The sequence below is a fragment of the Ruegeria sp. AM9 genome, from assembly GCF_056540565.1.
Map to the genome: position 1 here is coordinate 122,637 of NZ_JBQFWY010000008.1, position 22,849 is coordinate 145,485.

Annotated in this window: 18 protein-coding genes; 11 read left to right on the forward strand and 7 right to left on the reverse strand. The window is 57.0% G+C overall.

Features of this window, described 5'->3' with window-relative positions:
- Window positions 1-125 precede the first annotated feature (125 nt).
- From ACR0DO_RS14450 to ACR0DO_RS14475, 6 genes are all read right to left on the reverse strand, one after another.
- Complete coding sequence (locus ACR0DO_RS14450; protein WP_480559698.1) at window positions 126-593, reverse strand: hypothetical protein; 468 nt, start codon at window positions 591-593, stop codon at window positions 126-128.
- Between the two features lie 31 nt (window positions 594-624).
- Window positions 625-2,916, reverse strand: coding sequence for a hypothetical protein (locus ACR0DO_RS14455; protein ID WP_480559700.1), 2,292 nt, complete (start codon window positions 2,914-2,916; stop codon window positions 625-627).
- Between the two features lie 786 nt (window positions 2,917-3,702).
- On the reverse strand, window positions 3,703-4,200 hold the full coding sequence (locus ACR0DO_RS14460; protein WP_480559702.1) for a hypothetical protein: 498 nt from the start codon (window positions 4,198-4,200) through the stop codon (window positions 3,703-3,705).
- Between the two features lie 325 nt (window positions 4,201-4,525).
- Window positions 4,526-4,990 carry an FAD-binding protein gene (locus tag ACR0DO_RS14465; RefSeq protein WP_480559704.1) on the reverse strand — a complete coding sequence of 155 codons (465 nt, stop codon included), beginning with the start codon at window positions 4,988-4,990 and terminating at the stop codon, window positions 4,526-4,528.
- 317 nt (window positions 4,991-5,307) lie between these two features.
- A complete protein-coding gene (locus tag ACR0DO_RS14470) occupies window positions 5,308-5,817 on the reverse strand; it encodes a hypothetical protein (protein WP_480559705.1) in 510 nt (169 codons plus the stop codon).
- Between the two features lie 81 nt (window positions 5,818-5,898).
- Window positions 5,899-6,981 carry a GFA family protein gene (locus ACR0DO_RS14475; protein ID WP_480559706.1) on the reverse strand — a complete coding sequence of 361 codons (1,083 nt, stop codon included), beginning with the start codon at window positions 6,979-6,981 and terminating at the stop codon, window positions 5,899-5,901.
- 134 nt (window positions 6,982-7,115) lie between these two features.
- Between ACR0DO_RS14475 and ACR0DO_RS14480 the strand changes: the two genes are divergently transcribed.
- The 3 genes from ACR0DO_RS14480 (at window position 7,116) to ACR0DO_RS14490 (ending at window position 8,479) form a co-directional block, all read left to right on the forward strand.
- On the forward strand, window positions 7,116-7,922 hold the full coding sequence (locus ACR0DO_RS14480) for a class I SAM-dependent methyltransferase (protein WP_480559707.1): 807 nt from the start codon (window positions 7,116-7,118) through the stop codon (window positions 7,920-7,922).
- Window positions 7,923-8,045: 123 nt separating this feature from the next.
- Window positions 8,046-8,258 (forward strand): hypothetical protein, encoded by a 213-nt coding sequence (locus tag ACR0DO_RS14485; RefSeq protein ID WP_480559709.1) that lies wholly within the window; start codon window positions 8,046-8,048, stop codon window positions 8,256-8,258.
- A gap of 26 nt (window positions 8,259-8,284) precedes the next feature.
- A complete protein-coding gene (locus tag ACR0DO_RS14490) occupies window positions 8,285-8,479 on the forward strand; it encodes a methyltransferase domain-containing protein (RefSeq protein ID WP_480559773.1) in 195 nt (64 codons plus the stop codon).
- A gap of 310 nt (window positions 8,480-8,789) precedes the next feature.
- Here ACR0DO_RS14490 and ACR0DO_RS14495 read toward each other — a convergent pair whose 3' ends face one another.
- Complete coding sequence (locus ACR0DO_RS14495) at window positions 8,790-10,424, reverse strand: hypothetical protein (RefSeq protein WP_480559711.1); 1,635 nt, start codon at window positions 10,422-10,424, stop codon at window positions 8,790-8,792.
- A gap of 864 nt (window positions 10,425-11,288) precedes the next feature.
- Between ACR0DO_RS14495 and nadA the strand changes: the two genes are divergently transcribed.
- From nadA to ACR0DO_RS14535, 8 genes are all read left to right on the forward strand, one after another.
- Entirely contained in the window at window positions 11,289-12,341 is a 1,053-nt protein-coding gene (gene nadA / locus ACR0DO_RS14500) for a quinolinate synthase NadA (protein WP_480559713.1), read from the forward strand.
- Between the two features lie 8 nt (window positions 12,342-12,349).
- Window positions 12,350-13,915, forward strand: a complete 1,566-nt coding sequence (locus tag ACR0DO_RS14505; protein ID WP_480559715.1) for an L-aspartate oxidase — start codon at window positions 12,350-12,352, stop codon at window positions 13,913-13,915.
- Entirely contained in the window at window positions 13,912-14,760 is an 849-nt protein-coding gene (nadC, locus tag ACR0DO_RS14510) for a carboxylating nicotinate-nucleotide diphosphorylase (RefSeq protein WP_480559717.1), read from the forward strand. The genes ACR0DO_RS14505 and nadC overlap by 4 nt, the downstream gene beginning before the upstream one ends.
- A gap of 85 nt (window positions 14,761-14,845) precedes the next feature.
- A complete protein-coding gene (locus tag ACR0DO_RS14515; RefSeq protein WP_480559719.1) occupies window positions 14,846-17,098 on the forward strand; it encodes a hybrid sensor histidine kinase/response regulator in 2,253 nt (750 codons plus the stop codon).
- A gap of 100 nt (window positions 17,099-17,198) precedes the next feature.
- Window positions 17,199-18,302 (forward strand): cytochrome-c peroxidase, encoded by a 1,104-nt coding sequence (locus ACR0DO_RS14520; RefSeq protein WP_480559721.1) that lies wholly within the window; start codon window positions 17,199-17,201, stop codon window positions 18,300-18,302.
- 11 nt (window positions 18,303-18,313) lie between these two features.
- The gene (locus ACR0DO_RS14525) at window positions 18,314-19,501 is read left to right on the forward strand and encodes a cytochrome-c peroxidase (protein WP_480559723.1); all 1,188 of its coding nucleotides are present in this window, start codon (window positions 18,314-18,316) and stop codon (window positions 19,499-19,501) included.
- Between the two features lie 5 nt (window positions 19,502-19,506).
- The gene (locus tag ACR0DO_RS14530; protein ID WP_170675639.1) at window positions 19,507-20,076 is read left to right on the forward strand and encodes an arsenate reductase (azurin) small subunit; all 570 of its coding nucleotides are present in this window, start codon (window positions 19,507-19,509) and stop codon (window positions 20,074-20,076) included.
- A 14-nt stretch (window positions 20,077-20,090) separates the two neighbouring features.
- Window positions 20,091-22,772, forward strand: a complete 2,682-nt coding sequence (locus ACR0DO_RS14535; protein WP_480559725.1) for an arsenate reductase (azurin) large subunit — start codon at window positions 20,091-20,093, stop codon at window positions 22,770-22,772.
- The last annotated feature ends 77 nt before the right edge of the window (window positions 22,773-22,849 follow it).

Consider the following 22,849-nt stretch of genomic DNA (forward strand, 5'->3'; position numbering starts at 1 on the left):
GTTTCTACTTTGTCACCAGTCCTTGAAGGTGGATCCTGAACCCAATAACTACCTACCCCGGCGCATCTATTGCACGTGCCGTTAAGACCGGAACCATGACAAATCTCACAAGTTTGGTATCCCATTTAAAACCCCGGACAACCCGCTGCTTTGATCTTTCCAATGGCAGCAGAAGAACCGGCCAAAGAATAAACGCCAAGATCCCAATCTTCCCACCAGATTTGCGCAGTTGATCCTGCTTGCAGCGCTCTTACGAGAGGAAGAACGCCGGGGCGTCCCCCTGTTGAGCATTGATTGGCTTCACACGAAACAGGGACGTTGATGCGAGACACCGGATTGCCGTCTATTACAAAGCCAATGAAACCGCTGTTAGCCTGACGCATGGAACTGGGTCGAATGTCCGGCCGGACAACTATTCCAATCTCTCCGCTGTTGCCACAGTCTACAATTAAGGTCGAACCATCAGACCCCGCCACGGAAGCCGAGCCGGCCGGGCCGCCACTTGGTGAATAAGTCCAATTGGCCAGAGCCGGAACGGGTAAAACTACTGTCGCGCAAAAAAGGAAAGTTTGAAGGGTTGCGATCCGAGTCATCTTTCATTCTCCTGACAAAACCAGAAACTTGTCACTCCAAAGTACGGCTGACCGGCCAGACGATTATTTTGTTTTCGTCCAGCTTTTGGTCCAGGGCAGTGTGCATCGGATGCCAACTGGGGCTGATCGTTGTGAGGTGACCGCCCACCGTCACATTCAGTACGTTCGCCACCCATTCTATCCGAGCACCCTCTGGCACACGCAAAATCAGCCGGTCATTTGAATCTCCAAACCCTGAAAACGCGATGCGCCGCTTCAACCCTGTGATCACCGGTGTCAGGAACACCCCTGAATCAACAATGACGGTATCGGGCACGCCGTCTGGCGCGGCTATGAATTCAATCGATAGTCCGTCAAGTTGGCAAAGGATTGCAACGTCGTTGCCTGGTCCAAGGGTGACCGATCCATTGCCGGTGAAGACATAGGCTGTATCGTTGCCAGCACCCAAATCAATTGAGCTGTGCGAAAGGATACCGTGTTCGGAATCTTCATCTATCGACTTTAAGATGACAATTTCATCCTGGCCGCCATATCGAACCTGCAAGGCAGTATGCTCATCCAGATTTGGCAGGTCTTCCGGGCTCGCGCGGCTGGCCGGTAAGCTGGATTCGTTACATACAAGCGATGGGGGCGTGCTATCCGGTGTTGCTCCGGCGAGTGTTCTGGCGTTTGACCAACTTTGTTCCGTATAGGCAAGGTTTTCGGCCGGAACAACTTGTGTCGCTGCTTTGCGAACCTCTATATCGTTCAGTAACGGTTCCGGCGGCAAAACGCCGGTTTGAACTGCCGCCTTCAATACAGACGAATCCGGCACGTTCCCGTGGTACAGCCTGACCAGCAAAGGACCGTATGTAACATCGGTGCTGTACCCACCGGCCGACGGCTCGACCACTGGTGTAAAGGGTGCGGGCGGCAATATCAGGCGATCCGTTTCCGGTTGAAACTCTGAAACGGAAACCCGTCGAAAAAATCCCTCAGGAATGTCAGCCAGAACGCCTTCTGCAATAACAAGCGTATCCGGATCTTCGTCCATTGCGGCATCCCCGTTCCCAAGAGAAATACCCGCATCGATATCTTCGACCGAACACAGCACAACGAGATCCGAACCACGGCCAGCAATCAAGGCACTATCTGGTGCAACGTCGTAAAGCCACAACTGGTCGTCACCACCGCCAGCCAGCAATTCGTGCCCCTGTCCGTCACCAAAATGAACGATCTGATCATCGCCATCCAGCCAGGTGCTTTCTCGCGTGTCATGGTTTTCAGGTGTTACATCAACTTCTGCTGTATCAGGGCCATCAAATTGTCGGATCGACGCGCATGTCCCATTCCTGCTGACCTCCAACCCGATTTTCCGGTAAACAGACGGATCTGCGGCGTGGTCGCCATCGTGATGATCATCATGTCCGTGCTCGGCATGTTCATCAGAACTGTGGACCATAGCGCCATGATCTTCGCGTTGCCGGACAGTCTGCTCTGCAACCACGGCCAACAATTCCAGAGTTCCCGGTGGGTCTGATTGCACCACCTCTGTTTTGATACCTGTGGTCGGATGCGGTGCGGTCTCATCGGTTATCTGGATATCAAGCTGAATTGGACCGGCTTGAACGAGTGTTCTCCACGATGAGTCTTCTACTATCTTCGGTGCAACCGACTTTGGCGACCGGAGAATGATACGATCCGCACGGGCGTCAAAGCCGGAGATCATTATCCTTGCACCGTAGATTTCAATTGGACGACCACCCAGATTGACTTGATTGGTTCCGATTGCCTCTGCCGAAGTGAAGGCGCTGGGATGAATGACGATCAAGTCGGGAACGGAATCCGGAGCCATTTCACCGCCACTTGCTCCAATTAGGTTGATCGTGCTGACAAGAGAGCAGACATGGATCGTATCGCTCCCGTTCTCTCCGAGAGCATTGCCATGTGGTGAAGGGTTGACGACGAAAATTGTATCGTTGCCATCTCCGGCAGAGATGACGGCTTCCTCCCCGGGACCCAGCAATACGGTATCATTTTCCTTGCTGTAAAAGTGTTCTGATAAGGGCATGCCAAACTGGAACTCTGAAAGGGACTCGCGATCCATTTCTGAGCTGATGCTCGACGAGGGGCTATCGAAGTCTGGTGCCATAAATTGTTCAAGACATGTAGCGTTTTCGTTCGGAAAACCCTCTGCCAACGCCTCAGAGCGCGCACCTACAAAAAGCGCAAACGCGGATATTGCGATCACTGTAGAAATCAATGTGGAACCAGTTGCGCTAAGCACTTTTACCCCCCAAAACCGCCAACTAACTGCCAGATCCACGATTTTCTGGGGGTGCATCTAGCTTAAAGAACTAGGTCAAATCGGTTCATTGGTTCCGATGCGAATAGACAATTTTTCGCAATGTCTTCGGCCTAGTCAAATTTCCCAGAACAATAGGACGAAGGTTAAGATGAGGTACGATTCGCATCAAGTGATGGCAAAATAGGTTCCACAGAAGCACCATGCTGTCCTGGTGAAAAGTGGATCGTATTGGCCACGCGGTGCCCTCTACTCGTACCAATCACAATAGATGCTATCCGTCCCAACGCTGCATGACCTGTAATCTTGAGTCACTCGCCAATTGGAGCCATCCACTTGTACTGATACCCATCGCGGACCCGTGAGAGTTATCATAGTATTTAAGAACGCGGTAAGGGGCGCCAGCCTCTTGTCGCCGAAGAGCATTCGGCCAGAGAATTGACAGAACACGAGACCGTCTTTTGCCACAAAGCAGTCATGCAGCTTGAAGTCCTCGTATTCAAATCCCGCATTCTCGGCGCCTATGAGTAAGCTGTAAACACCCACTGAAAGCCCATAATACTTGGACAGGGCGAGTTGCAGCTGTTCAGAAGTAGGCTGGAGGCCGATGGGTTGACCATTAGCAACTTCCGCAACACTAGGTGGCGGCGGTTCGTAGTTCGGATCGCTCATAGCGCAGTGTTGAAGAAGCGGTCGCAGATCTGCTTCGTATCCACTCAGGTTTGCCCCACCGCCGAGCCTTAAGTACTTCTCACCTTCTTTGAGTATCACTTGTAGGTTTCCGGTCGGCCCAAGGCTGGATGCGACCTTACCGTTTGAGGGTACTTAAACCGAAATTCTGAACATCGTTGATGGACCATTCGCCTCATCCAGTGTCGGGACTGCCCCGAGTATCGTTGCTCCGTCCGGCAATACTGTATCCAGACCGATTGAGCTGGAAATGAGTTCCACATCTGAAACGTACCCCGACTTGATAAATTCAGGCACGTCGTCAGTCCCATATGGATTTACAACAAAGGTCATTCGAAGCACGCCCGGTGCCGAGCAATCAAACGTGGAAGCCAGAAAATCTCCGTATTTCCAGTTATTCTCTTTTCGGTAGGCAACCACGGGTATGCCGCCGATCGAAAGCAGCGTTACTGAAACAGGCACGCTTCTGCTAAGAACTAGGTTGGTTCCTCCAGCTTCCGCACGTTGAACGAGGTCGCTCAGATAGTCCATTGTAGCGCGGGCTTGATTAGCGTTCTGGGCCGAGGTTGGTGAAGCGACCACAACAATTGCCAGCCATGCCAACACAATGATCCTGTGAGATGCGACTTGCATAAATGACCCCCTGACACCAAAAACAACTTTTCCGATGTAACGATCTCACTCGACCTGAGTTCAGGCAAGCCCGGCTTCGGAGAATGTCCTTTCAAGTGCGAGGATGCCTTTGTGCAAAAAACGCCATTTCCTTGATGGAATATTCGTTTCAAGTCGGCTTCAGCGTAAAACACCGGGCAACGCTGAACTTGAACACTTCTGCAATTTTTATAAGCAAGCTCCCCTAAATAAAGACCTAACAATTGGATGGCGTCCTGGGCGACGGGCGCCGTGTCGCCGCCCCTGCCATACATGGTCGCAAGCCAAAGTCTGCCATGGACGGGTGTTAGATAGGTCGCACGCGTGTTGGGCGGTATTGCGAGTATAAGGCAAATCGAGTGGCTTCCGTTATTGATACATTTTGTAGCGCGAGAACACGCTGGCGCACCACGTGGTCCAGCAAAGGCCGAGTTACCGACGGTGCAAGGGTACCTACATCTCGAATTGGAGTCGGGCCAGCCGCATCGTGGAACCAGATATGCTTGTTTCTGCGAATTTGAACAGCACCCGCCTCATATAGTTCGGTCATGATGCCTGACAGAAAATCCTCCAAGGCTTCGACTGCGTACCCAAGGAACGTATGTACGTGTGCACCTTGAGGAGCTCCTTTTCGAACGTGAGGCGTGCGAGGTAGATCAGCCTTTTCGATGATTATGACCTCAGCAAATTGGTCTGCGAGCACAGCTGCTGCCATCAGGCCAGCCATACCTGACCCGATTACAATAACGCGTTGCCGCTTGCGGCGATCCATCACTGCGTCTCTCACTTTCGTTCGAAACGAAGACTGGCATGTACTGGAATTTTTTTAGAAGCCGTCGTTTTCCCTCAAAAGTCGGGTGCCCGAATTGCCCGCTGCTCGGACTCTCAAAAGCTCATTAGTGAAGGTTCGCTTGGGGCTGGGAAGGTCTTAGGCCTGAAAGGCCAAGTTCTCTTGTCGTTCCAAGATTGAACCACTGTCAAACCAGTTTGGTGTACTAACACAGTTCCTCTACACTTGTACCGACGTCGGATAGAGGGACACAGTATGCAGCGAAAGTTGGCGGCTAATCTGGCAGCTGATATCGTCGGCTATTCGGCCATGATGCATGAAGACGAGCTGGCGGCGTTGGAGATGCTCGAACATCTGGAAAGCGATGTCTTGTCTCCGACGATAACCGGCCAATCAGGCCAGATCGTAAAAAGCATGGGTGATGGCTGGTTGGTGCGATTTGACAGCGCTGCCCAGGCGGTTGGTGCCGCGCCGACACTGCCGTCCGGGCACTCTGCAACTTCAAAGGGCAATCCCTCTGCAATGCCCGCTTTGTGTAAATCATCAGCGCTCAATACCAAATGCACACCTTCCATCCGGCGCGCTTTGAGAACATTCAATTTGGTGATTTTTGCGTGCGCTACGGGCGATCTGAAAAAATGCGCATAAAGCGCGTTTGTTGGCGCAATATTGTCGAAAAAGGTTCCTTCTCCACGCAGAAACCTGAAATCTTCGCGTCGCGACCATGGATTGCGGGCTCCAAATTTTCGCATTGAATTCTCCCGCCAACAGCGAAAACTCTCGGAAAATCCTATGCCTCCAGCATGCATGTATGGCCGGCCCGAACAAGTTTTTCCGGCGGTTCGTCTATGTCTGGAAAATGGGTAATAAGTTTACCCAGGTCAGCTTTGCTATTTGAGCTTGGTTGGACCATCAAAAACTTTGCGCTTTTTTTTATCTGGCGGTGTTGGGCCAGCTTTTGACTCGCCCGCGGCCACCCAGCGCGATGAAAGCTGCGGATCATTCTCCGTCCTGATCCGTGGCAAATCGTCATGAATATCGACCCAGGGTATCTGGCTCTCGACACCAAAATGCAGTTCAGGAGGGAAGTCGGCTGGGTTATCGAAAGTTCCAACCCTGATCGAATAGTACCCAAGCTCTTTTACGTCTGTATAAATGCTTGAGCCGCAGGTTTTACAGAAAGCCCGCTCGGAAAGTTGCGAGGACGCATAAAGCCCCGGTGGATCGCCGTCAAACGTTACATTTTGCTTCTCGAAAATCGCCCAGGCGTTCAATGGCGCTCCAAGTGCGAGTTGGCAGTGCCGACAGTGGCAAAACCCAACTGTGACCGGTTCTGACCAAACCTTGTATTTTATTTTGCCGCAAAGGCACCCGCCCGCGGCCACCGGCTTGCGTGCAGTCGCTGAAAGGAATGGCCAGCCAGATGGTTTTTCCTTTTCGCTTGTTGCTTTGGCACCAGTAGAGAATACTCGCACCGGTTCAGCGATATTTTTCAGCTTACGGTGTCCGAGATCATGAAAGGTCTGGTCGATTTTACCTTTGATCTGCTCATGCACTGCTGCGGAAATGCAAATTGCACCTGGCTCAGATATCTCCTGCAATCGGGCTGCCTGAATGACCCCGTCGCCAAAGATATCGTCACCGATGATCGTAATGTCTCCGATATTGACGCCCATTCTGAATTCTATCCGATGGGCAGCCTCCTCATTGGTCTCCCACCCTTTCAGGGCGCACTGGATTTCCAGCATGCAGGTGACAGCATCCAGAGCCGACGCAAACTCCACTAGAACGCCGTCGCCCATGAACTTGACGACCCTGCCATTTCGAGAGTCTACGCGCGGCGAGAAGACATTGTCGAAACATGCAGAGAGGCGGGAGATTGTTCCGGCTTCATCCATTTCCATCAGATGCGAGTAACCCGCCACGTCTGCTGAAACGATGGCAGCGAGTTTTCGAAGCTTGGGTTGTGGCATAACAACATAATACTCGAACAGCCCCGTCAGAAATAGCTGTAATCCGGCGGGGGAAAGCGATCATACTGCCCTCACGAACCCAAACAGTCTGTGCTATATTCGAATCTGGGACCAATTGCTGAGGGAAGGCAAGAGTGGTTACTGAAGTGACACCGGAGGAACTTCAGGCAGGTCGCGGGTATGAAGCTCTGTTCGTGCCAGCGCTTTTTGCGCCGTGGACTGGCCATCTCATTGACGGAGCTTCAGCTAGCGCAGGTGCCGATGTTCTGGATATTGCCTGCGGATCGGGGGTACTTGCTCGTGCGGCCCTTGAACGCGTCGGCAAGTCCGGAAAGGTTGTTGGGCTTGATCCGGCACCGGGTATGATTGCTGCTGCCAGAGAATTAGAGCCCGATGTTGAATGGGTTCTTGGCAGCGCCGAAGATTTGCCTTTTGGCAATTGTTCATTCGACTGCGTAGTGTCGCAATTTGGCATGATGTTTTTTCAGGACCGCCAAAAAGCGGCCAACGAAATGTACCGGGTTACCAGACCAGACGGAACGTTGGCGGTAGCTGCCTGGCACTCGATAAACAGGAATCCGGCATATAAAGACGTCGCCTCGGTATTGGACGAGCATGTATCGCCAGAGGCTGCTGATGCAGTGCGAATGCCGTTTTGCCTAGATGATCCTGATCAGGTTGCCGGACTATTGTCGCAAGCAGGATTTGTCGACGTTGCCTACGAGACGAAAACCGAGCAGGCAAAATTCCCCAGCACCCGGACCATGATAGAAGTCGAATTGCGAGGCTGGCTGCCACTTTTCGGCATACATCTAGACGAAGAGGAAATCGCGACTGTGCTGGCAAAGTCAGACGCAAGGCTGTCGAAACACGCCACGTCGACCGGGCAGGCCGTTTTTCCTACGTCCGCCTACATTGTGACCGCCTGTAAGCCAGAATAGTCCCGGAGCCGGAACTGGACACCACCATTCTTGTGAAAGGCTGGCATCATGGTTTCAAACGCGGCCGTGATGCGTTTGTTGCAATAGTTTCGCGGTCCGACGATCATCGGAAGGACTAACAATATGCAGGACCGTGTATCTGACCATTACAGCGGCCGTGGCAACTTGGCCAAAAAACTCGTGAATGATCTGCGGGAAATTGGACTGGAGCCCACAGAACTGAAACCGTCTGATTTTGAGTCCATCGACGAATTTCACTTTCGGGGCCGGGAAGCGTCTTTGGAGCTGCTGAAACAACTAAACTTCCAATCAATCTCGAAAGTTTTGGATATCTGACGTGGCCTTGGGGGTTTGTCCAGAACATTCGCCCAAGTGGCAGGCGTTTTCGTGTCAGGGGCGATCTAACGCAAGAATTCTGTGACGCGGCCACAACCATTTCTGATTGGGTCAAACTGGGACGCAGCACCGAGTTTCGCCAGGGTGATGCGACAAACCTGCCATTTGCAGATGACCATTTCGACGGAGCAATCACCGTTCATGTTGCTACAAGAAATTGACAATCCAACGAAATCACAACGGTCAAATTCGTTCAGCCAATTTGGCCCATTGGCTCTGAAGTCACGTTGTGCTGGGTAAATCTCACTAGTCCTAAAAGAAAATAGCTCAGATAGCAGCAATGATTACACCGGTGCCGGCGGCGAACACTAATGCGATTGCGCTGAAGAACAAACGCGGCTGGCTGGAGCGACGGCTATTCGAAAAATGAATTCTTATCTGACCTCTAAGCAAACCATCTGCTGCCATCGACAAAGCAAAAAGGCCAAGAGACAGCGCACTGGATCCCCCCATAAACTCAACGTTCCAATGTTATGAGTTCTGCCTGCAATAGCAGGATGCCTTGATTGGCACCTCGGCGCGCGCGGCAGCCTTGTCCAGTTGCAACTTTATGTGGGCGGCTTCGACCGTTTCGCCACGTCGGGTGAGACATTCGTGCAGGCCATGCAGGCTCCAGACGTTGCCCGGATGCTGACAGGCCCGGCTAAGCGTAGCATCCAGACCAAGGTCTGCGCGGTAAACGGCTTCAGCTTCTTCCATATGGCCCTGTTCAAGAAGAAGTGCGCCCAGTGCATGACGGGTGGGTTGCATCCATCCCCAAGGCTCGTCGTAGGGGAGGTTATCGTCGATCTCGACAGACTTTCGCAGTTGGTCAAAGGCCGTTTCGTGCTCTCCTTTGTGATAGGCCAGCTCACCCAGCATCATTTGCTCGGCGACCTTCAAAATGTCCTGGCATGTGTTGTTGAACAGCATTCGGGTTTCCGGAACTCTAGCCAGAGCATCATAGAATTTGGATTTTTCATTCTCGGCGTCGGCGACCTTATGCAGGTTGGCCAGTGCAACCGTCCTTGCATATCGCATCATAGCGATGGTCACGCTGTATAGCTCTTCATCCTCTGGCAGATCCTGATCGAGAATATCTTGCCAGCGTCCAAACCTGATCAGCACGTGCTGCTTCATAGGAATGAAGCCCTCAAACCAGTCAGCCATCGGTCGAAGAGTGTCTGACGGCAAGGTGTCGATCAGTTCTTCGGCTGCCTCGATTGCCGCTGAAGGCTGCCCCAAAAACATCGCTCCGTAGATTTTGAAGTGATAGTTGTGGCACCGATAGACGGAATAGAAGTTGTCGGGCCCTTCGCGCTTCAGAAACTTCCGATCCGCCAATATGGCTTGGTGATTGCGCAGCACCACGTTCATGTAGTCTCCACACAATACGTCGATGTGGGTCGGCATGTGCAGCAAATGCCCGGCCTCGGGCACCAGTGTGCTGAGCACATCGCCGTGACGGAGCGCCCGCTCGGGGTGGGGCGACATTTCCATCAGGTGAATGTACATGTGCAATAGCCCCGCGTGCGCCCATGCTCCGGGAAGTGTGTCGAACGCGCTTTCGAGCACGGAAATAGCCTCGAGCGTATCGGCGCCCTCGGCGGGCTTTCCGGTCGGCAGGTCCCAAAGCTGCCAGGGCGTCCGGTTCATGAGCGACTCGGCCAGGATCGCACACACGTCCAAGTCCTCGCTGAACTCGGCGTGAACCTTTCGCATCGCATCGGCGAAGGCATCATTCCAGGGGCTGAAATCTTCGATATCAGATGAGTCCGGGTAGCGCGCTGGAATTGCTTCGATGAGCGCACGTTCAACTGGTGTCAGCCGGTCCTTTAATGACGTGGCAGCAAGAATTGAGTCCTTTGCCAAGGTGATACAGTCAGGCTTCTCGTCGTCTTCGAATGTTTCCCAAGGCTTGTTGTAATTCGGTCCAATACAATACGCGATGCCCCAGTACGCCATTGCGCAATCTGGATCGGCAGCCACTGCTTTTTGAAAGCACACAATCGCTTCTTCGTGGTTGTACGCGTAGGTCCATGCCAAGCCCCGGTCACACCAAAGCTGAGCTTCATCCGATGATGTCGTAATTTTCCGGCTATAAGTCCCGAGGTCATAATATTCCATAGTGGTATCCCCCAAGTATAAGGGAAGAGATTACCACAATGGCCCGATTTTCTATACAGGTGTGACACCAAGGTCTGCGCTAGGTTTTGTTTGCTGCAAAACGCATCTCCAACCAAAATGTCCAAATTTGAAACCAAGCACTGTTGAGAGGAAAATTGGCGCCGCGTTGCAACCCGCTACGATGAGCAACCACCTGCGCGCGTACCGAGTCGGCGAAAAAGCCGCATTAAACGCCTTTCAATGAGCTTACGCTACTGCCGCTGAATTTAAATTTTTGGCACTACTGCACGAGTGAGAATAGATTGCGTTTTTCGAAGAAGGTTGAATATTGCCGGAAATGACGGGCTTTAAACTGAAAATATGGGCCTTAAGTTCACTGAATCTCGTGGACACCACCCATAATAGAGCGAGTGTTTGGTGCCGTGCAAACTTTTGGGCGGTATCCCTAAAATTCCTAAAATAAAATCAGTGATGCTGGCGTAGCGTTTTGAGCGCACCTACACCCGGTGTGAGTGGCGCAAAGGGGCGCATGTGCGGGCATGGGTTTTCCATTGAGTTGAAGTCAAAGCCACAAACGGCAGATCTGCACTCTGAGGTGCGGGTCTGCGGTTCTGTTTCGCACCCGGTCGAAATCTATGAAACTCCGGCAGGATACGCCCTGCCGGTCAATTCTTGAGGTGGCCGCAGTGATCATGCGTGCCGCTGCGGGGTGCCCGGGGCAAGGCCCGAAAGTCGCGCGGTTTGGCACTGTATTTCCGCCGATGCAGGTAATATCGGAACATTCTTCTGATCTGAACGGTGGTAAATCCGCCACAAACCTCATATGAACAACGCCACGAGTTCATCAGGCAGAAAAACAGTCCCGTGTTCGACCTACCCGCGCAGCGCGCGCATCTCTCCGAAAAATATGATCTGGCCCCGTCGCCCGAGCTTGCCGCAAGCATGAGCGATATCTACGACCGAATGTCCCGCGTGGTCTCGCCCGTGGATTGGGCGATCTATGCGCCCTACGTGAAGGCGATCAACGACCTGAAAGTCGAGCGGAACGCGGTCATTCTGGGCCATAACTACATGACGCCCGAAATTTACCACGGCATTTCCGATTTCGGCGGCGACAGCCTGCAACTGGCGATCAAGGCGACCGAGGTCGAGGCGGATGTGATCGTGCAATGCGGCGTGCATTTCATGGCCGAGACGTCCAAGATTCTCAGCCCCCAGAAAACGGTGTTGATGCCGGATATGGAGGCCGGGTGCTCGCTGGCGGAATCGATCACTGCCGAGGGCGTGGATGAAATGCGCCGCCGTTATCCCGGCGCGCCGGTGGTGTCCTACGTGAACACGACGGCCGAGGTCAAAGCGGCCTCCGACATCTGCTGCACCTCGTCCAACGCGGCGCAGATCGTGGCCGCGCAAGACAGCGACACGGTCATCATGACCCCGGACCAGTATCTGGCGCAGAACGTGGCCCGCGACGTGCCGCAGAAGAACGTGGTCTGGTGGGAAGGGTCCTGCATCGTGCACGAGCAGTACTCGGCCCGCGACCTGCGCGATTTCCGCGAATGGAACCCGGGCACGCGGCTGATTGCCCATCCCGAATGTACGCCGGATGTTGTGGCCGAGGCCGATTTCTCGGGTTCGACCAGCGGCATCATCAAATACGTCACCGATGAAAAGCCGGAAAAGGCGCTGCTGATCACCGAATGTTCGATGGCGTCGAACATCGCCGATCAGTTGCCCGAGGTCGAATTTGTCGGCCCCTGCAACATGTGCCCTTACATGAAGAAGATCACGCTCGAAAAGGTGCTGTTCGCGCTGGATACCATGACCGGACAGGTCGAGGTGGACGCGGACGTGGCGGACAAGGCGCGCCTGTCGGTGCAACGCATGATCGACCTGTCGCGTAAACTGGGTATTTGATCGACGACATGCAAACCGTTGACACGCCGCGTGTGGTCATCATCGGCGCCGGGCTGGCGGCGGTTTACACCGCGCTGAAACTGGCCCCTTGCCCGGTTGTGATGATTTCGCCCGAACCGTTGGGGTCCGGGGCCAGCTCGGCCTGGGCGCAGGGCGGTGTCGCGGCAGCGATGGCGCGCACGGACAGCCCCCAAGCCCATGCCGAGGACACCATGCGCGCAGGCGCCGGGTCGGTCCTGCGCGAGGTGGCCGAGTTTGTCACCCGAGCCGCGCCGGAACATATCTATGATTTGTCCGACCTTGGCACCGGGTTCGACCGCACCGCCGACGGTGGATTTGTGCAATCGCGCGAGGCCGCGCATTCGGCGGCGCGGGTGGTACGGGTCAAGGGCGATCAGGCCGGGTCCGAGATCATGCGTGCGCTGATCGAGGAGTTGCGCCAGACGCCCTCGGTTCAGGTGATCGAAGGCGCACAGGCTGTCGGGCTGGAAAGTGATGGCACCCAGGTTACCGGCGTTTTCCTGACCCATGCGGATACGGCCACCGCGCCAACCGTTCTGTTGCGCGGTGCGGCGCATGTTCTGGCCACCGGCGGGTCGTCTGGCCTCTATGCCCAGACCACCAACCCGGCGCGTGTCCGGGGGCAGGGGATCGGCATGGCCGCCCGTGCCGGTGCGCGGATAGCCGATGCGGAATTCGTGCAGTTTCACCCCACAGCAATTGATGTGGGCGAGGACCCAACACCACTGGCGACCGAGGCGCTGCGTGGCGAAGGCGCCGTCCTGATCGACCGCGACGGCCATCGATTCATGTCCGACATCCACCCCGATGCCGAACTGGCCCCGCGCGACACGGTTGCGCGCGCCGTCTATCAACAGGCACAGGCGGGCAGGAGACCGGCTTTGGACACGCGGCAAGCCATCGGGGCCGAGATCGCCACGCAATTCCCTGCGGTCACCGAAGCTTGCCTGCGCAATGGGGTCGATCCTGTGCACGACCCGATTCCGGTGACCGCCTCGGCGCATTACCATATGGGCGGGGTTGAGACCGATCTGGCGGGGCGCAGCTCGCTGACCGGGCTTTGGGTCTGCGGTGAGGCCGCCTCGACCGGGTTGCACGGGGCGAACCGCTTGGCCTCGAACGGGTTGCTTGAGGCTCTGGTGTTCGCCCGCGCCTGTGCGCGAGACATTGCGGATGCGGTGATCACACAGGACGCGCCCGGGGTCGATATTCGCCTGGCCCATGGTGACGAAATCGCGCTGGATCAGGATGTGGCCACCCTGCGCCGCACCATGACTGAACATGTCGGCGTGGTGCGCGACGAACCCGGCCTGCGCCGCGCCTTGACGCAGATCGCAGCGCTTGAGGCCGCGCACGCAGGGTCCGAAGTGTTCCTCAACATGACCGCTACCGCCACCCTGATCGCCGCCGCCGCGCTGCTGCGCGAGGAGAGCCGCGGCGCGCATTACCGATCTGATTTCCCGGACCTTATTCCCGGCCCCGGCCAACGCTCGGCCCTGACCCTGACCGAGGCGCTGGCCCTGCGGGACCGCATTGCAAAGGATGCAGCATGACCTATCCGGCTTTGCCCGACATGATCCTGGAACCCATGGTGCGCGCGGCGCTGATGGAGGATCTGGGCGCCAATGGCGATATCACCACCCTGACCGTGATCCCGGCGGATGCGACGTATAACGCCCGGCTGAACGCACGCGAGGATGCGGTTGTGTCGGGGATGCAGATTGCCGCGCTGGCATTCCGGCTGGTCGATCCCGCGCTGCAGGTCACGACACATATCAGGGACGGCCAGCGGTGCTCCAAGGGTGATACGCTGATGGAGATCCAGGGTAGTGCAGCCTCGATCCTGTCGGGCGAGCGGGTGGCGCTGAACTTTGCCGGGCGTATGACCGGTGTGGCGACCGCAACGGCGGCGCTGGTGGCTGAGATCGAAGGCACCAAGGCGCGGATTACCTGCACCCGCAAGACCACACCCGGCCTGCGCATTGTTGAAAAACAGGCGGTGCTGCATGGTGGCGGCTTCAATCACCGTTTCTCTTTGTCGGATGCGATCCTGATCAAGGACAACCATATCGCCGCCGCCGGGGGCGTGCGGGCGGTGCTCGAGGCTACCAAGGCCCGCGCCTCGCACATGATGAAGGTTGAGATCGAGGTGGACACACTGGAGCAGCTGGCCGAGGTGCTTGAGGTCGGCGGGGCCGATGTGGTGCTGCTGGACAACATGCCGCCCGAGACCCTGAAACAGGCGGTTGCGCTGGTGGATGGCCGGATCGTGACCGAAGCCTCGGGCAATATCAGCCGCGACACGGTGGCCGCCGTTGCCGCGACCGGGGTGGATTACATCTCGTCCGGCGCGCTGACCCATTCTTACCGCACCATTGATATCGGGCTGGACTTCTAGGCGTTTCAGCCCGAACAAAAGTGGCGCGCGCCTGCAAAACGTGACACACCCTAGGCCTGAAAGATGTTCAGGTCAGGATGCAGGCATGAAGGACGTTCCCGAAGTGGTCGAGGGTTATCCAAGGCGGTCGCTTGCCGTGGCCTTTGCGATCGGCATCGCGCTGGTGACCATCCTGTCGGTGTTTCTGTATATGTCGCGCGAAACCGGCAACCGCATTGGCGAGATGCGGCAGGCCTGGCATAGCTATTCGGTCGAAACCACGCCGCGCGGCTATTGGATTTCCGACATCCGTGCGGATTTCGGCTATGGCGGGCTGATCCACAATTTCAAGAACTATGTGCTGCGGCAGGACCTTGATTACGGCCCGATCCTGCGCCAGCAATCGGCCCGCTTGCTGGGAACGATTCAGGCCTATCGCAACTCGGGCCCGTCGCAGGTGGAATTGGACGCCTTGCGGCAGATCGAAGACGTTGCATTGGAATATACCGGCAACATCCCCTTGATCGAAGAGGGGATCGCCGCAGGCCAGACCGCCGAACAGATCGATACCCGCGTCCGGGTCGATGACAGCGGCGCGCTGGCGGCTTTGGCAACGCTGGAAACCCTGTGGGTCGAAGAGCGGGACCGTAGCCTCTCGGGCATGGTGCGGGCGTTTTCGGATGGCGAGCGGCTGGTGCGTAACTTCTCGGTTCTGCTGGTGGGGCTGATTATTCTTGTCGGTGTGATCGCCATCCTGACCACCTTGCTGATCACCAACATCCTGCGCACCAACAGGCGCCTGCAGGCCGAGCTTACCCTGCGCGAACAGGTCGAACTGGCCGAACGGAAACTGGCCCGTGCGGTGGAACAAAGCCCGACCTCGATCCTGATCACCGATACCGACCTGAATATCGAATACGCCAATCGCAAGTTCTTTGACCTCAGCGGGTATTCGGCGGATGAGGTCTATGGTCATACGCCCAAAATGCTGCAATCGGGATATTCCGGGCAGGGCGTCTACAAGGACCTGAAGGACCGGCTGCAACGGGGCCAAAGCTGGTACGGCGTGTTCCGGAACCTGCGCAAGGATGGCGCGCATTACTGGGTCTCGACGGCGATTTTCCCGCTGGTGGATCAGAACGGATCTGTCACCCATTACATTGGTATCGGCGAAGACATCACCGAAACCCGTCGCACCCGCGAACAGTTCGCCCAGGTGCAGAAGATGGAGGCCGTCAGCATTCTCGCCGGCTCAGTCGCGCATGATTTCAACAATGTGTTGATGAGCGTCATCGGCAATGCCGATCTGATCGAACTGGATGCCGACGGGAACGAGGACGTTCAGACCTCGGTCAGTCATATCCGCATCGCGGCACGGCGGGCACAGGCGCTGGTGCGCAAGATGCTGACATTCGCCCGCCAGCGCCCCCGCAACCCGCAGCGCGGCGATCTGGTCAAAGCCACGCAAGAAGCGCTGGAACTGATCAAGGTCTCGGCCCCTCCCAGCATTGAGACCCGCTTTGACGTTGAGATCGACGCCGCCTTTTCCGATTTCGACACCACCCTGTTTTTCCAGACCCTGCTGAACCTGTGCCACAACGCCTTCGAGGCGATGGGCGACAAGCCGGGCGAGGTGGTTCTGCGGATCAGCCGGGCCGATGACGATGCGCTGGATGACATGCCGGACGAGGCGATCGGCGTGATCCGTCTGGATGTCGCCGACACCGGGCCGGGCATGAGCGGCGAGGTGCAGAAAAAAGTGTTCGAGCCGTTCTTCTCGACCAAACCGGTGGGCAAGGGCACCGGTCTGGGGCTGACCATCGTGCATAACAGCGTCGAGGAATCCCACGGCCGGGTCGAGCTGCACTCGGAGCCCGGAAAGGGCACCCGGTTCAGCCTGTTTTACCCGATGATGCCCGCGCTCAGCCCCGAGCAGCAGGCCGAGCTTCGCGCGGTGACAGGGGATGAACATGTGCTGCTGGTCGATGATGACGAAAATGTTCTGTATGTCACGCGCCGGCTGCTGACCCGCTATGGCTATCGGGTCGAGGCCTATTCCGATCCGCAGCGGGCATTGGAGGCATTCCGCGCAGCACCGGACAGCTATGATGTCATCGTCACGGATCTGATGATGCCCGGCCTGAAAGGCACCGACCTGATCGGCGCGGCGCGGTCCCTGCGCTCCGGCATGCCGACGATTCTGGTCAGCAGCTATTTCGATGACGCGGATACTCCGGATGCGGGTGATTCAACGATCCGTGTTCAAAAACCGGTTGAGGTACAGGACCTTGCGCGGATCATCCGCGGGTCGATACACGGGAATTTGAAACAAAACTTAACATCTCTTCACAGACCTTAACCTGGATCAAATCACCACGAAACAACTGCCCCCTAAGGTTGGCTCAGCCGGCCCTCGGCCAACCGAGTGACCGGAATAGCGAAAAAGGGGCTTTCAGATGATGACCAAAGCCAGAACATGGTTCTCGGCGCTGTCGACAGTATCATTGCTGACGATCTGTGCTGCGTACCCGGTTCACCAGGCCCAGGCGGACCAGCCGGGCCCGGTAGAAGCCATTGAGTTCGACCCTGCCAAGGCGGCGCTTGGCAAACGTTTGTTTTTTGATCCGCGACTGTCCGGCGATACCGAGCTGTCCTGCGCCAGCTGCCACCAGCCGGAATTGGGTTTCACCGACGGGCAGGCCCTGTCGGACGCCTACGCAGGCAGCCTGCATTTCCGCAACGTGCCGACGCTGATCAATAGCGCCAAGCGCGCGGCCTGGTTCCATGACGGGCGGATAGGCACCAACCTTAATGATGTGACCCGTGAAAGCATCACCGAGACCTATTCCATGAACATGGACATGCGTCTGATGCAGGAACGCATCAAGCAGGACCCGGTCTATGTCGAGATGTTCGAAGCCGCCGGATTTGGCGAGCCCTCGAACGGCGGCGTGCGCAACGCGATCCCGGAATATCTGAAAACCCTGATCTCGCGTGGTGCGCCCTTCGACACCGGCGAGATGTCCGACGAGGCCAAGGCGGGCTATGAGCTGTTCAACGCCAGCGGCTGTAACTCGTGCCATTCGGGCGAACGGTTCACCGATGACCTGCCGCACAATATCGGCGTCGGCGACAACCCCGACATTTGGGCGACCCCGGAGCGGCACATCACTTTTGTGACCATGATGAAATTCCTGGGTGTCGAGAATTACATGAACCTGCGCGCCGATCCCGGGGCGTATATCCGCACGCACACTGCCGACACGTTCGGCACCTTCATGACCCCCACGCTGCGCGAGTTGACCTATACCGCGCCGTATATGCACAACGGCTCGATTGCGACGCTCGAGGACGTGGTGGCCTTCTATAACGCCGGTGGCGATGACGATGAAAACAAGGATCCGCGCATCAAGCCGCTGAACCTTTCCGAGACCGAGCAAGCGCAACTGGTGGCCTTCCTCAAGGCGCTGTCCGGTGAGCCGTTGACCGGCCCCGACTTCGTCGCCGAGGGTATCGATACGGACTATGCGCCGATCGAAAACTGGCAAGACGCGACAAACTGAGGAGTGGACCCATGAAAGACCTTAAGTCTTACCTTTCAGGTACAATCGCCACCGCTGCTCTGGTTGCCGCCCTTGGTTCGCAAGCCTTTGCAGAAACCAGCATGGAGATTGAGGCCGGTATCGGCGGGGCAGACCCCGACCCGGATGCGCCGTTGGTGGCGCTGGGTGAGCCCCCAATTCCGCTGGACAACCCCCAGACCGAGGCCAAGATCGAACTGGGCAAGATGCTATTCTTCGATCCGCGTTTGGGCGGCAACCCGTCGACACCCTGTTCGGCCTGTCACATGCCGGATGTGGGCTGGGACGTCGAAGCACCGATCTCATTCGGCTATCCCGGCACGACCCACTGGCGCAACAGTCAGACGGTTGTGAACTCGGCCTATTACGGCAAGCTGTTCTGGGCGGGTTCGTCCAAGAGCCTTGAGAGCCAGGCCAAATCCGCCGCAGGCGGTGCGGTCGCCGGCAACGGCGAGGCCGACATGATGGAGGCGCGTCTGGCCTTCGTCCCCGAATACGTTGAACGCTTCAACGATGTGTTCGGCGATCAATGGCCGCGCATCAGCAACGCTTGGCGGGCCATTGCCGCGTTTGAACGCACCATCGTTCAAACCGACACGCCCTTCGACAACTATCTGCGCGGGGATGATGCGGCGCTGACCGAGGAACAGAAGCGCGGGCTGGAGTTGTTTACCGGCAAGGCGCAATGTTCCGAGTGCCACAACGGCGCGCTGCTGTCGGATGAGAAATACTACAACACCGGCGTACCGCCCTATAGCGGCTGGGAAGATGACGGTCTGGCGCAAGTGACCTTCCGGTACGAGCTCTATTCCAAAGGCTCGACCGAGGATTTCTACCGCCACACCAAGGACGACCCCGGCTTCTATTTCCGTACCAAGGAAAAGGCCGATAAGGGCAAGTTCCGCACGCCAAGCCTGCGCTACACCCTCTACACCGAACCCTACATGCACAATGGCATGTTGGCGACGCTTGAGGATGTGGTTGAATTCTACAACCAGGGCGGTGGCGAAAACGAATTCGCAGCCAATAAATCCCAGCTGATCCAACCCCTTGGTCTGAACGACCAGGAGAAATCGTATCTGGTGGCCTTCCTGAAATCCCTGTCCGGCGACGAGATTCTGATCGAAGAACCCGATCTGCCGGATTACCAGCCGCTTCCAGCGGTTGCAGCAGAGGAGTAAGCGTCATGACAGATCATAACGCAACCGGATGCAGCTGTTCGGGCGAGGCCAAAAAGGCCTGCACCGTGAACCGCCGCCAGTTCCTGTTCGCCTCGGGCGCAACAACCTTTGCCGTGATGGTGGCCATGCCCACCCGCCACGGTCAGGCCGAACAGGTGCCCGCATTAGTATCGACCTATCCGCGCAAGCTGATCGGCAAACTGTCCGAACTGGAACAGGATGTCCCGGTCGAGTTCTACTACCCCGATGAGGGCGACTATTCGGACTCGATCCTTGTGAAGACCGGCGTGGAAAGCGGCGGCGGCATTGGTCCGCAAAAGGATGTTGTGGCCTTCAACCTCACCTGTACCCACCAGGGCGGGTCGATGTATGACAGCTACAAGCCCGAACATAAGGTGCTGGGCCCATGCCCGCTGCACCTGTCCACCTATGACGTGACACGGCACGGCATCCTCGTCTCGGGGCAAGCCTATCAGTCGCTGCCGCAGGTCCTTTTGGAACTGGACGGTGATGACATCTACGCCGTTGGCATGTTCGGCCTGATCTACGGCCGTTACGACAACCTGATTGCATAAGGGGAGACGGAATCATGGCAACCCCGTATTACGTACCCGAAACCAACGTCCCGCTGCCGCCCAAAGGCGCCGAGGTCATCTCGACCGCCTGCGACTATTGCATCGTGGCCTGTGGTTACAAAGTCTACCGCTGGCCCGTGACGGCCAAACCCGGTGGCCCAACTGCGGACGAAAACGCCTTTGGCGAGGACTTCCCCGTTGCACCCTTGGGTGCATGGGTCGCGCCGAACCAGCACAATATCGTTCTGCACAAAGGTCAGCCGCACCACGTGGTGATCATCCCTGACAAGGACACGCAATACGTCAATACTGACGGCGACAGCTCCTTGCGGGGCGGGTGTATCGCGCAGAAATGCTATAACCCGCAGACACCGACACGCGACCGTCTGAAGACACCGCTGATGCGGATCTATGGCACCCTGATGCCGGTTCCGTGGGATCTGGCGCTGGATGTGGCGGCTGAGGTGGGCAACCACGTCATCGCCAAGCACGGCACCAATGCCTATGGCGTGAAAACCTTCAGCTATCAGTATATCGAGAACACCTATGCGATCTCGAAATACGCGCTGCGTCATATCAACACCGCGAACTTCACCTTCCACGACACGCCGTCCGACGTGACCTCAACCCCCGGTTTCCGGGATGCGGGTTTCGACAACTTCGGCCCGTCGTATGAGGACTGGCGCGATGCGGAAACCCTTCTGGTCTGCGGCACTGATCCGTATGAGACCAAGACCATCCTCTATACCCAATGGATGATGAAGGGGATGCAGAACGGTCAGAAAGAGATCTATCTGATCCCGCGCCGGTCGGCCGGTGTGGCCCATGCTGAAAAGATGGGTGGCCTGCATATCGACGTTCTGCCCGGCACGGACCTGCTGGTCGTCAACGCCATCGCCCGCGTCATCGTGGAAAATGGCTGGGAAGACAGCGACTGGATCAAGAAATGGGTCAACAACAAGTGGGAAAGCTCGTCCGGCTTCGGTCAGGGCACCCGGAACACGCCATGGCAGTGGCGTACGACCTGGGGCAAGTTCCAGACCAAGGGCTTTGAAGACTGGAAAGAATGGCTGCTGTCGCAGGACGAGTTCTCGCCCGAGAACGCAGCCGCCATGGCCGAAATCGACGTGCAGAAAATCTATACTGCCGCCGAATGGCTGGCCAAACCCAAGGCGGATGGCACGCGGCCCAAAACCTCGGTCATGATCGAGAAAGGGTTCTACTGGTCCAACAACACCGGCAACACACAGGCGATCTCTGCGCTGGGCATCATCTGTGGCTGTGGCGGTCGTCCGGGTCAGGTCATTGGCCGGGCCGGTGGTCACCAGCGGGGCGGCGTGAAGGGCGGGAAATACCCGCGCAACAAATCGCCCGAGAAACTGCCGGGTCGCCGTCGTCGCGCCATGGATACCGACCGGTATCTGATCGCAGGCCATACCCGTATGGCCCATGTGATCGGCACCACTTGGATCCAATCCATGTGCGGTTCGCAGCAACTGGCCGACAAGTTCGAGGAACTGACCGTCCGCAACCCGCACCAGATCGCCTCTTTCGACAAGCAAGAGATGATCGACACGCTGAAGGCCCGCGCCGACAGCGGCGGTATGGTGGTGATCAACCAGGACATCTATCTGCAGGACCCGATCGGCAACCGCTACGCCGACATCGTGTTCCCCGCAGCGACCTGGGGTGAAGAAGACTTCCTACGCGCCAACGGCGAACGCCGCCTGCGCCTGTACCAGAAGTTCTATGATGCTCCCGGTGCGGCCAAGCCCGATTGGTGGATCATTGCGCAACTGGCACAGCGGATGGGCTTTGACGGGTTCGACTGGCAGACCTCGAACGAGGTCGCGGAAGAGGCCGTGCGCTTTACCCGCGGGTCGCGCAAGGACTTCCACGCGGTTCATCGTCTGGCCAAGAAAGAGGGCAAGACCCTGCACCAGAAGGTCCGTGAGTTCGGCACCGATGGTGTGCAATGCCCGGTCATGCTGGATGCCGATGGCGTCACGCTGATTGAAACCAAGCGTCTGCACGACACAACCCGCGAACTGCCCGAAACAGGCGCAGCTGGTGCGGATGTGTTCAATAAGAAGCTGACGCATTTCAACAGCCAGACCGGCAAGTGCAACATCCAGAAATCGCCTTGGGGCCTGTTCTCGGACTATTGGGAATGGCTGAAACCCAACAAGGAAGAAGGCGAGCTTTGGGCGACCTCCGGTCGGATCAACGAACGCTGGCAGTCCGGCTTTGACGACCGCCGCCGCCCGTATATCGTGCAGCGCTGGCCGGAAAACTGGGTTGAAATCCACCCCGATGATGCGGCTGAGCGTGGCATCGAAAGCGGCGACTATGTGATGGTCTATTCGGAACGTGTTCCGGGCAACAAGACCACGCTGCTGGGTGTGGAAGGCGACGATTTCCAGTTCTCGAAACTGATGGAGAACGGGCATATCGAACTGACCAAAGCGGCGATCACCGCCGTGGCCATGGTCACGCCCGCCATCAAGAAAAGCGTTGTTTACATGGATTTCCTGCACATGCAGCAGCCTGCAAACGCGCTTGAAGGCCGGATCGTCGACTGGATCAGCGGCAACTACAACTACAAGATGGGCGTTGCCAAGCTGCGGAAACTGGGGCCGAGCCCCTACAAGACTTCGTTCCGCACGATGTCCTTCGCACCGCGCGACATCGCCTGATGTCTTTCCGGGGGGCGGTCGCCATGCCGCCCCTCGGGTCTGGTCCCACTGCAGAAGGGACCACATGGAAGGCAGGC

Excerpts from the sequence above, each read along its gene's own strand:
- ACR0DO_RS14475 (WP_480559706.1), bottom strand. The coding sequence starts at position 6,981 with ATGCCACAACCCAAGCTTCGAAAACTCGCTGCCATCGTTTCAGCAGAC.
- ACR0DO_RS14450 (WP_480559698.1), bottom strand. The coding sequence starts at position 593 with ATGACTCGGATCGCAACCCTTCAAACTTTCCTTTTTTGCGCGACAGTA.
- nadC (WP_480559717.1), top strand. The coding sequence starts at position 13,912 with ATGACCTATCCGGCTTTGCCCGACATGATCCTGGAACCCATGGTGCGC.
- ACR0DO_RS14460 (WP_480559702.1), bottom strand. The coding sequence starts at position 4,200 with ATGCAAGTCGCATCTCACAGGATCATTGTGTTGGCATGGCTGGCAATT.
- ACR0DO_RS14515 (WP_480559719.1), top strand. The coding sequence starts at position 14,846 with ATGAAGGACGTTCCCGAAGTGGTCGAGGGTTATCCAAGGCGGTCGCTT.
- ACR0DO_RS14470 (WP_480559705.1), bottom strand. The coding sequence starts at position 5,817 with ATGCATGCTGGAGGCATAGGATTTTCCGAGAGTTTTCGCTGTTGGCGG.
- ACR0DO_RS14455 (WP_480559700.1), bottom strand. The coding sequence starts at position 2,916 with ATGCACCCCCAGAAAATCGTGGATCTGGCAGTTAGTTGGCGGTTTTGG.
- ACR0DO_RS14485 (WP_480559709.1), top strand. The coding sequence starts at position 8,046 with ATGCAGGACCGTGTATCTGACCATTACAGCGGCCGTGGCAACTTGGCC.
- ACR0DO_RS14505 (WP_480559715.1), top strand. The coding sequence starts at position 12,350 with ATGCAAACCGTTGACACGCCGCGTGTGGTCATCATCGGCGCCGGGCTG.
- ACR0DO_RS14535 (WP_480559725.1), top strand. The coding sequence starts at position 20,091 with ATGGCAACCCCGTATTACGTACCCGAAACCAACGTCCCGCTGCCGCCC.
- ACR0DO_RS14520 (WP_480559721.1), top strand. The coding sequence starts at position 17,199 with ATGACCAAAGCCAGAACATGGTTCTCGGCGCTGTCGACAGTATCATTG.
- ACR0DO_RS14525 (WP_480559723.1), top strand. The coding sequence starts at position 18,314 with ATGAAAGACCTTAAGTCTTACCTTTCAGGTACAATCGCCACCGCTGCT.
- ACR0DO_RS14465 (WP_480559704.1), bottom strand. The coding sequence starts at position 4,990 with ATGGATCGCCGCAAGCGGCAACGCGTTATTGTAATCGGGTCAGGTATG.
- ACR0DO_RS14495 (WP_480559711.1), bottom strand. The coding sequence starts at position 10,424 with ATGGAATATTATGACCTCGGGACTTATAGCCGGAAAATTACGACATCA.
- ACR0DO_RS14530 (WP_170675639.1), top strand. The coding sequence starts at position 19,507 with ATGACAGATCATAACGCAACCGGATGCAGCTGTTCGGGCGAGGCCAAA.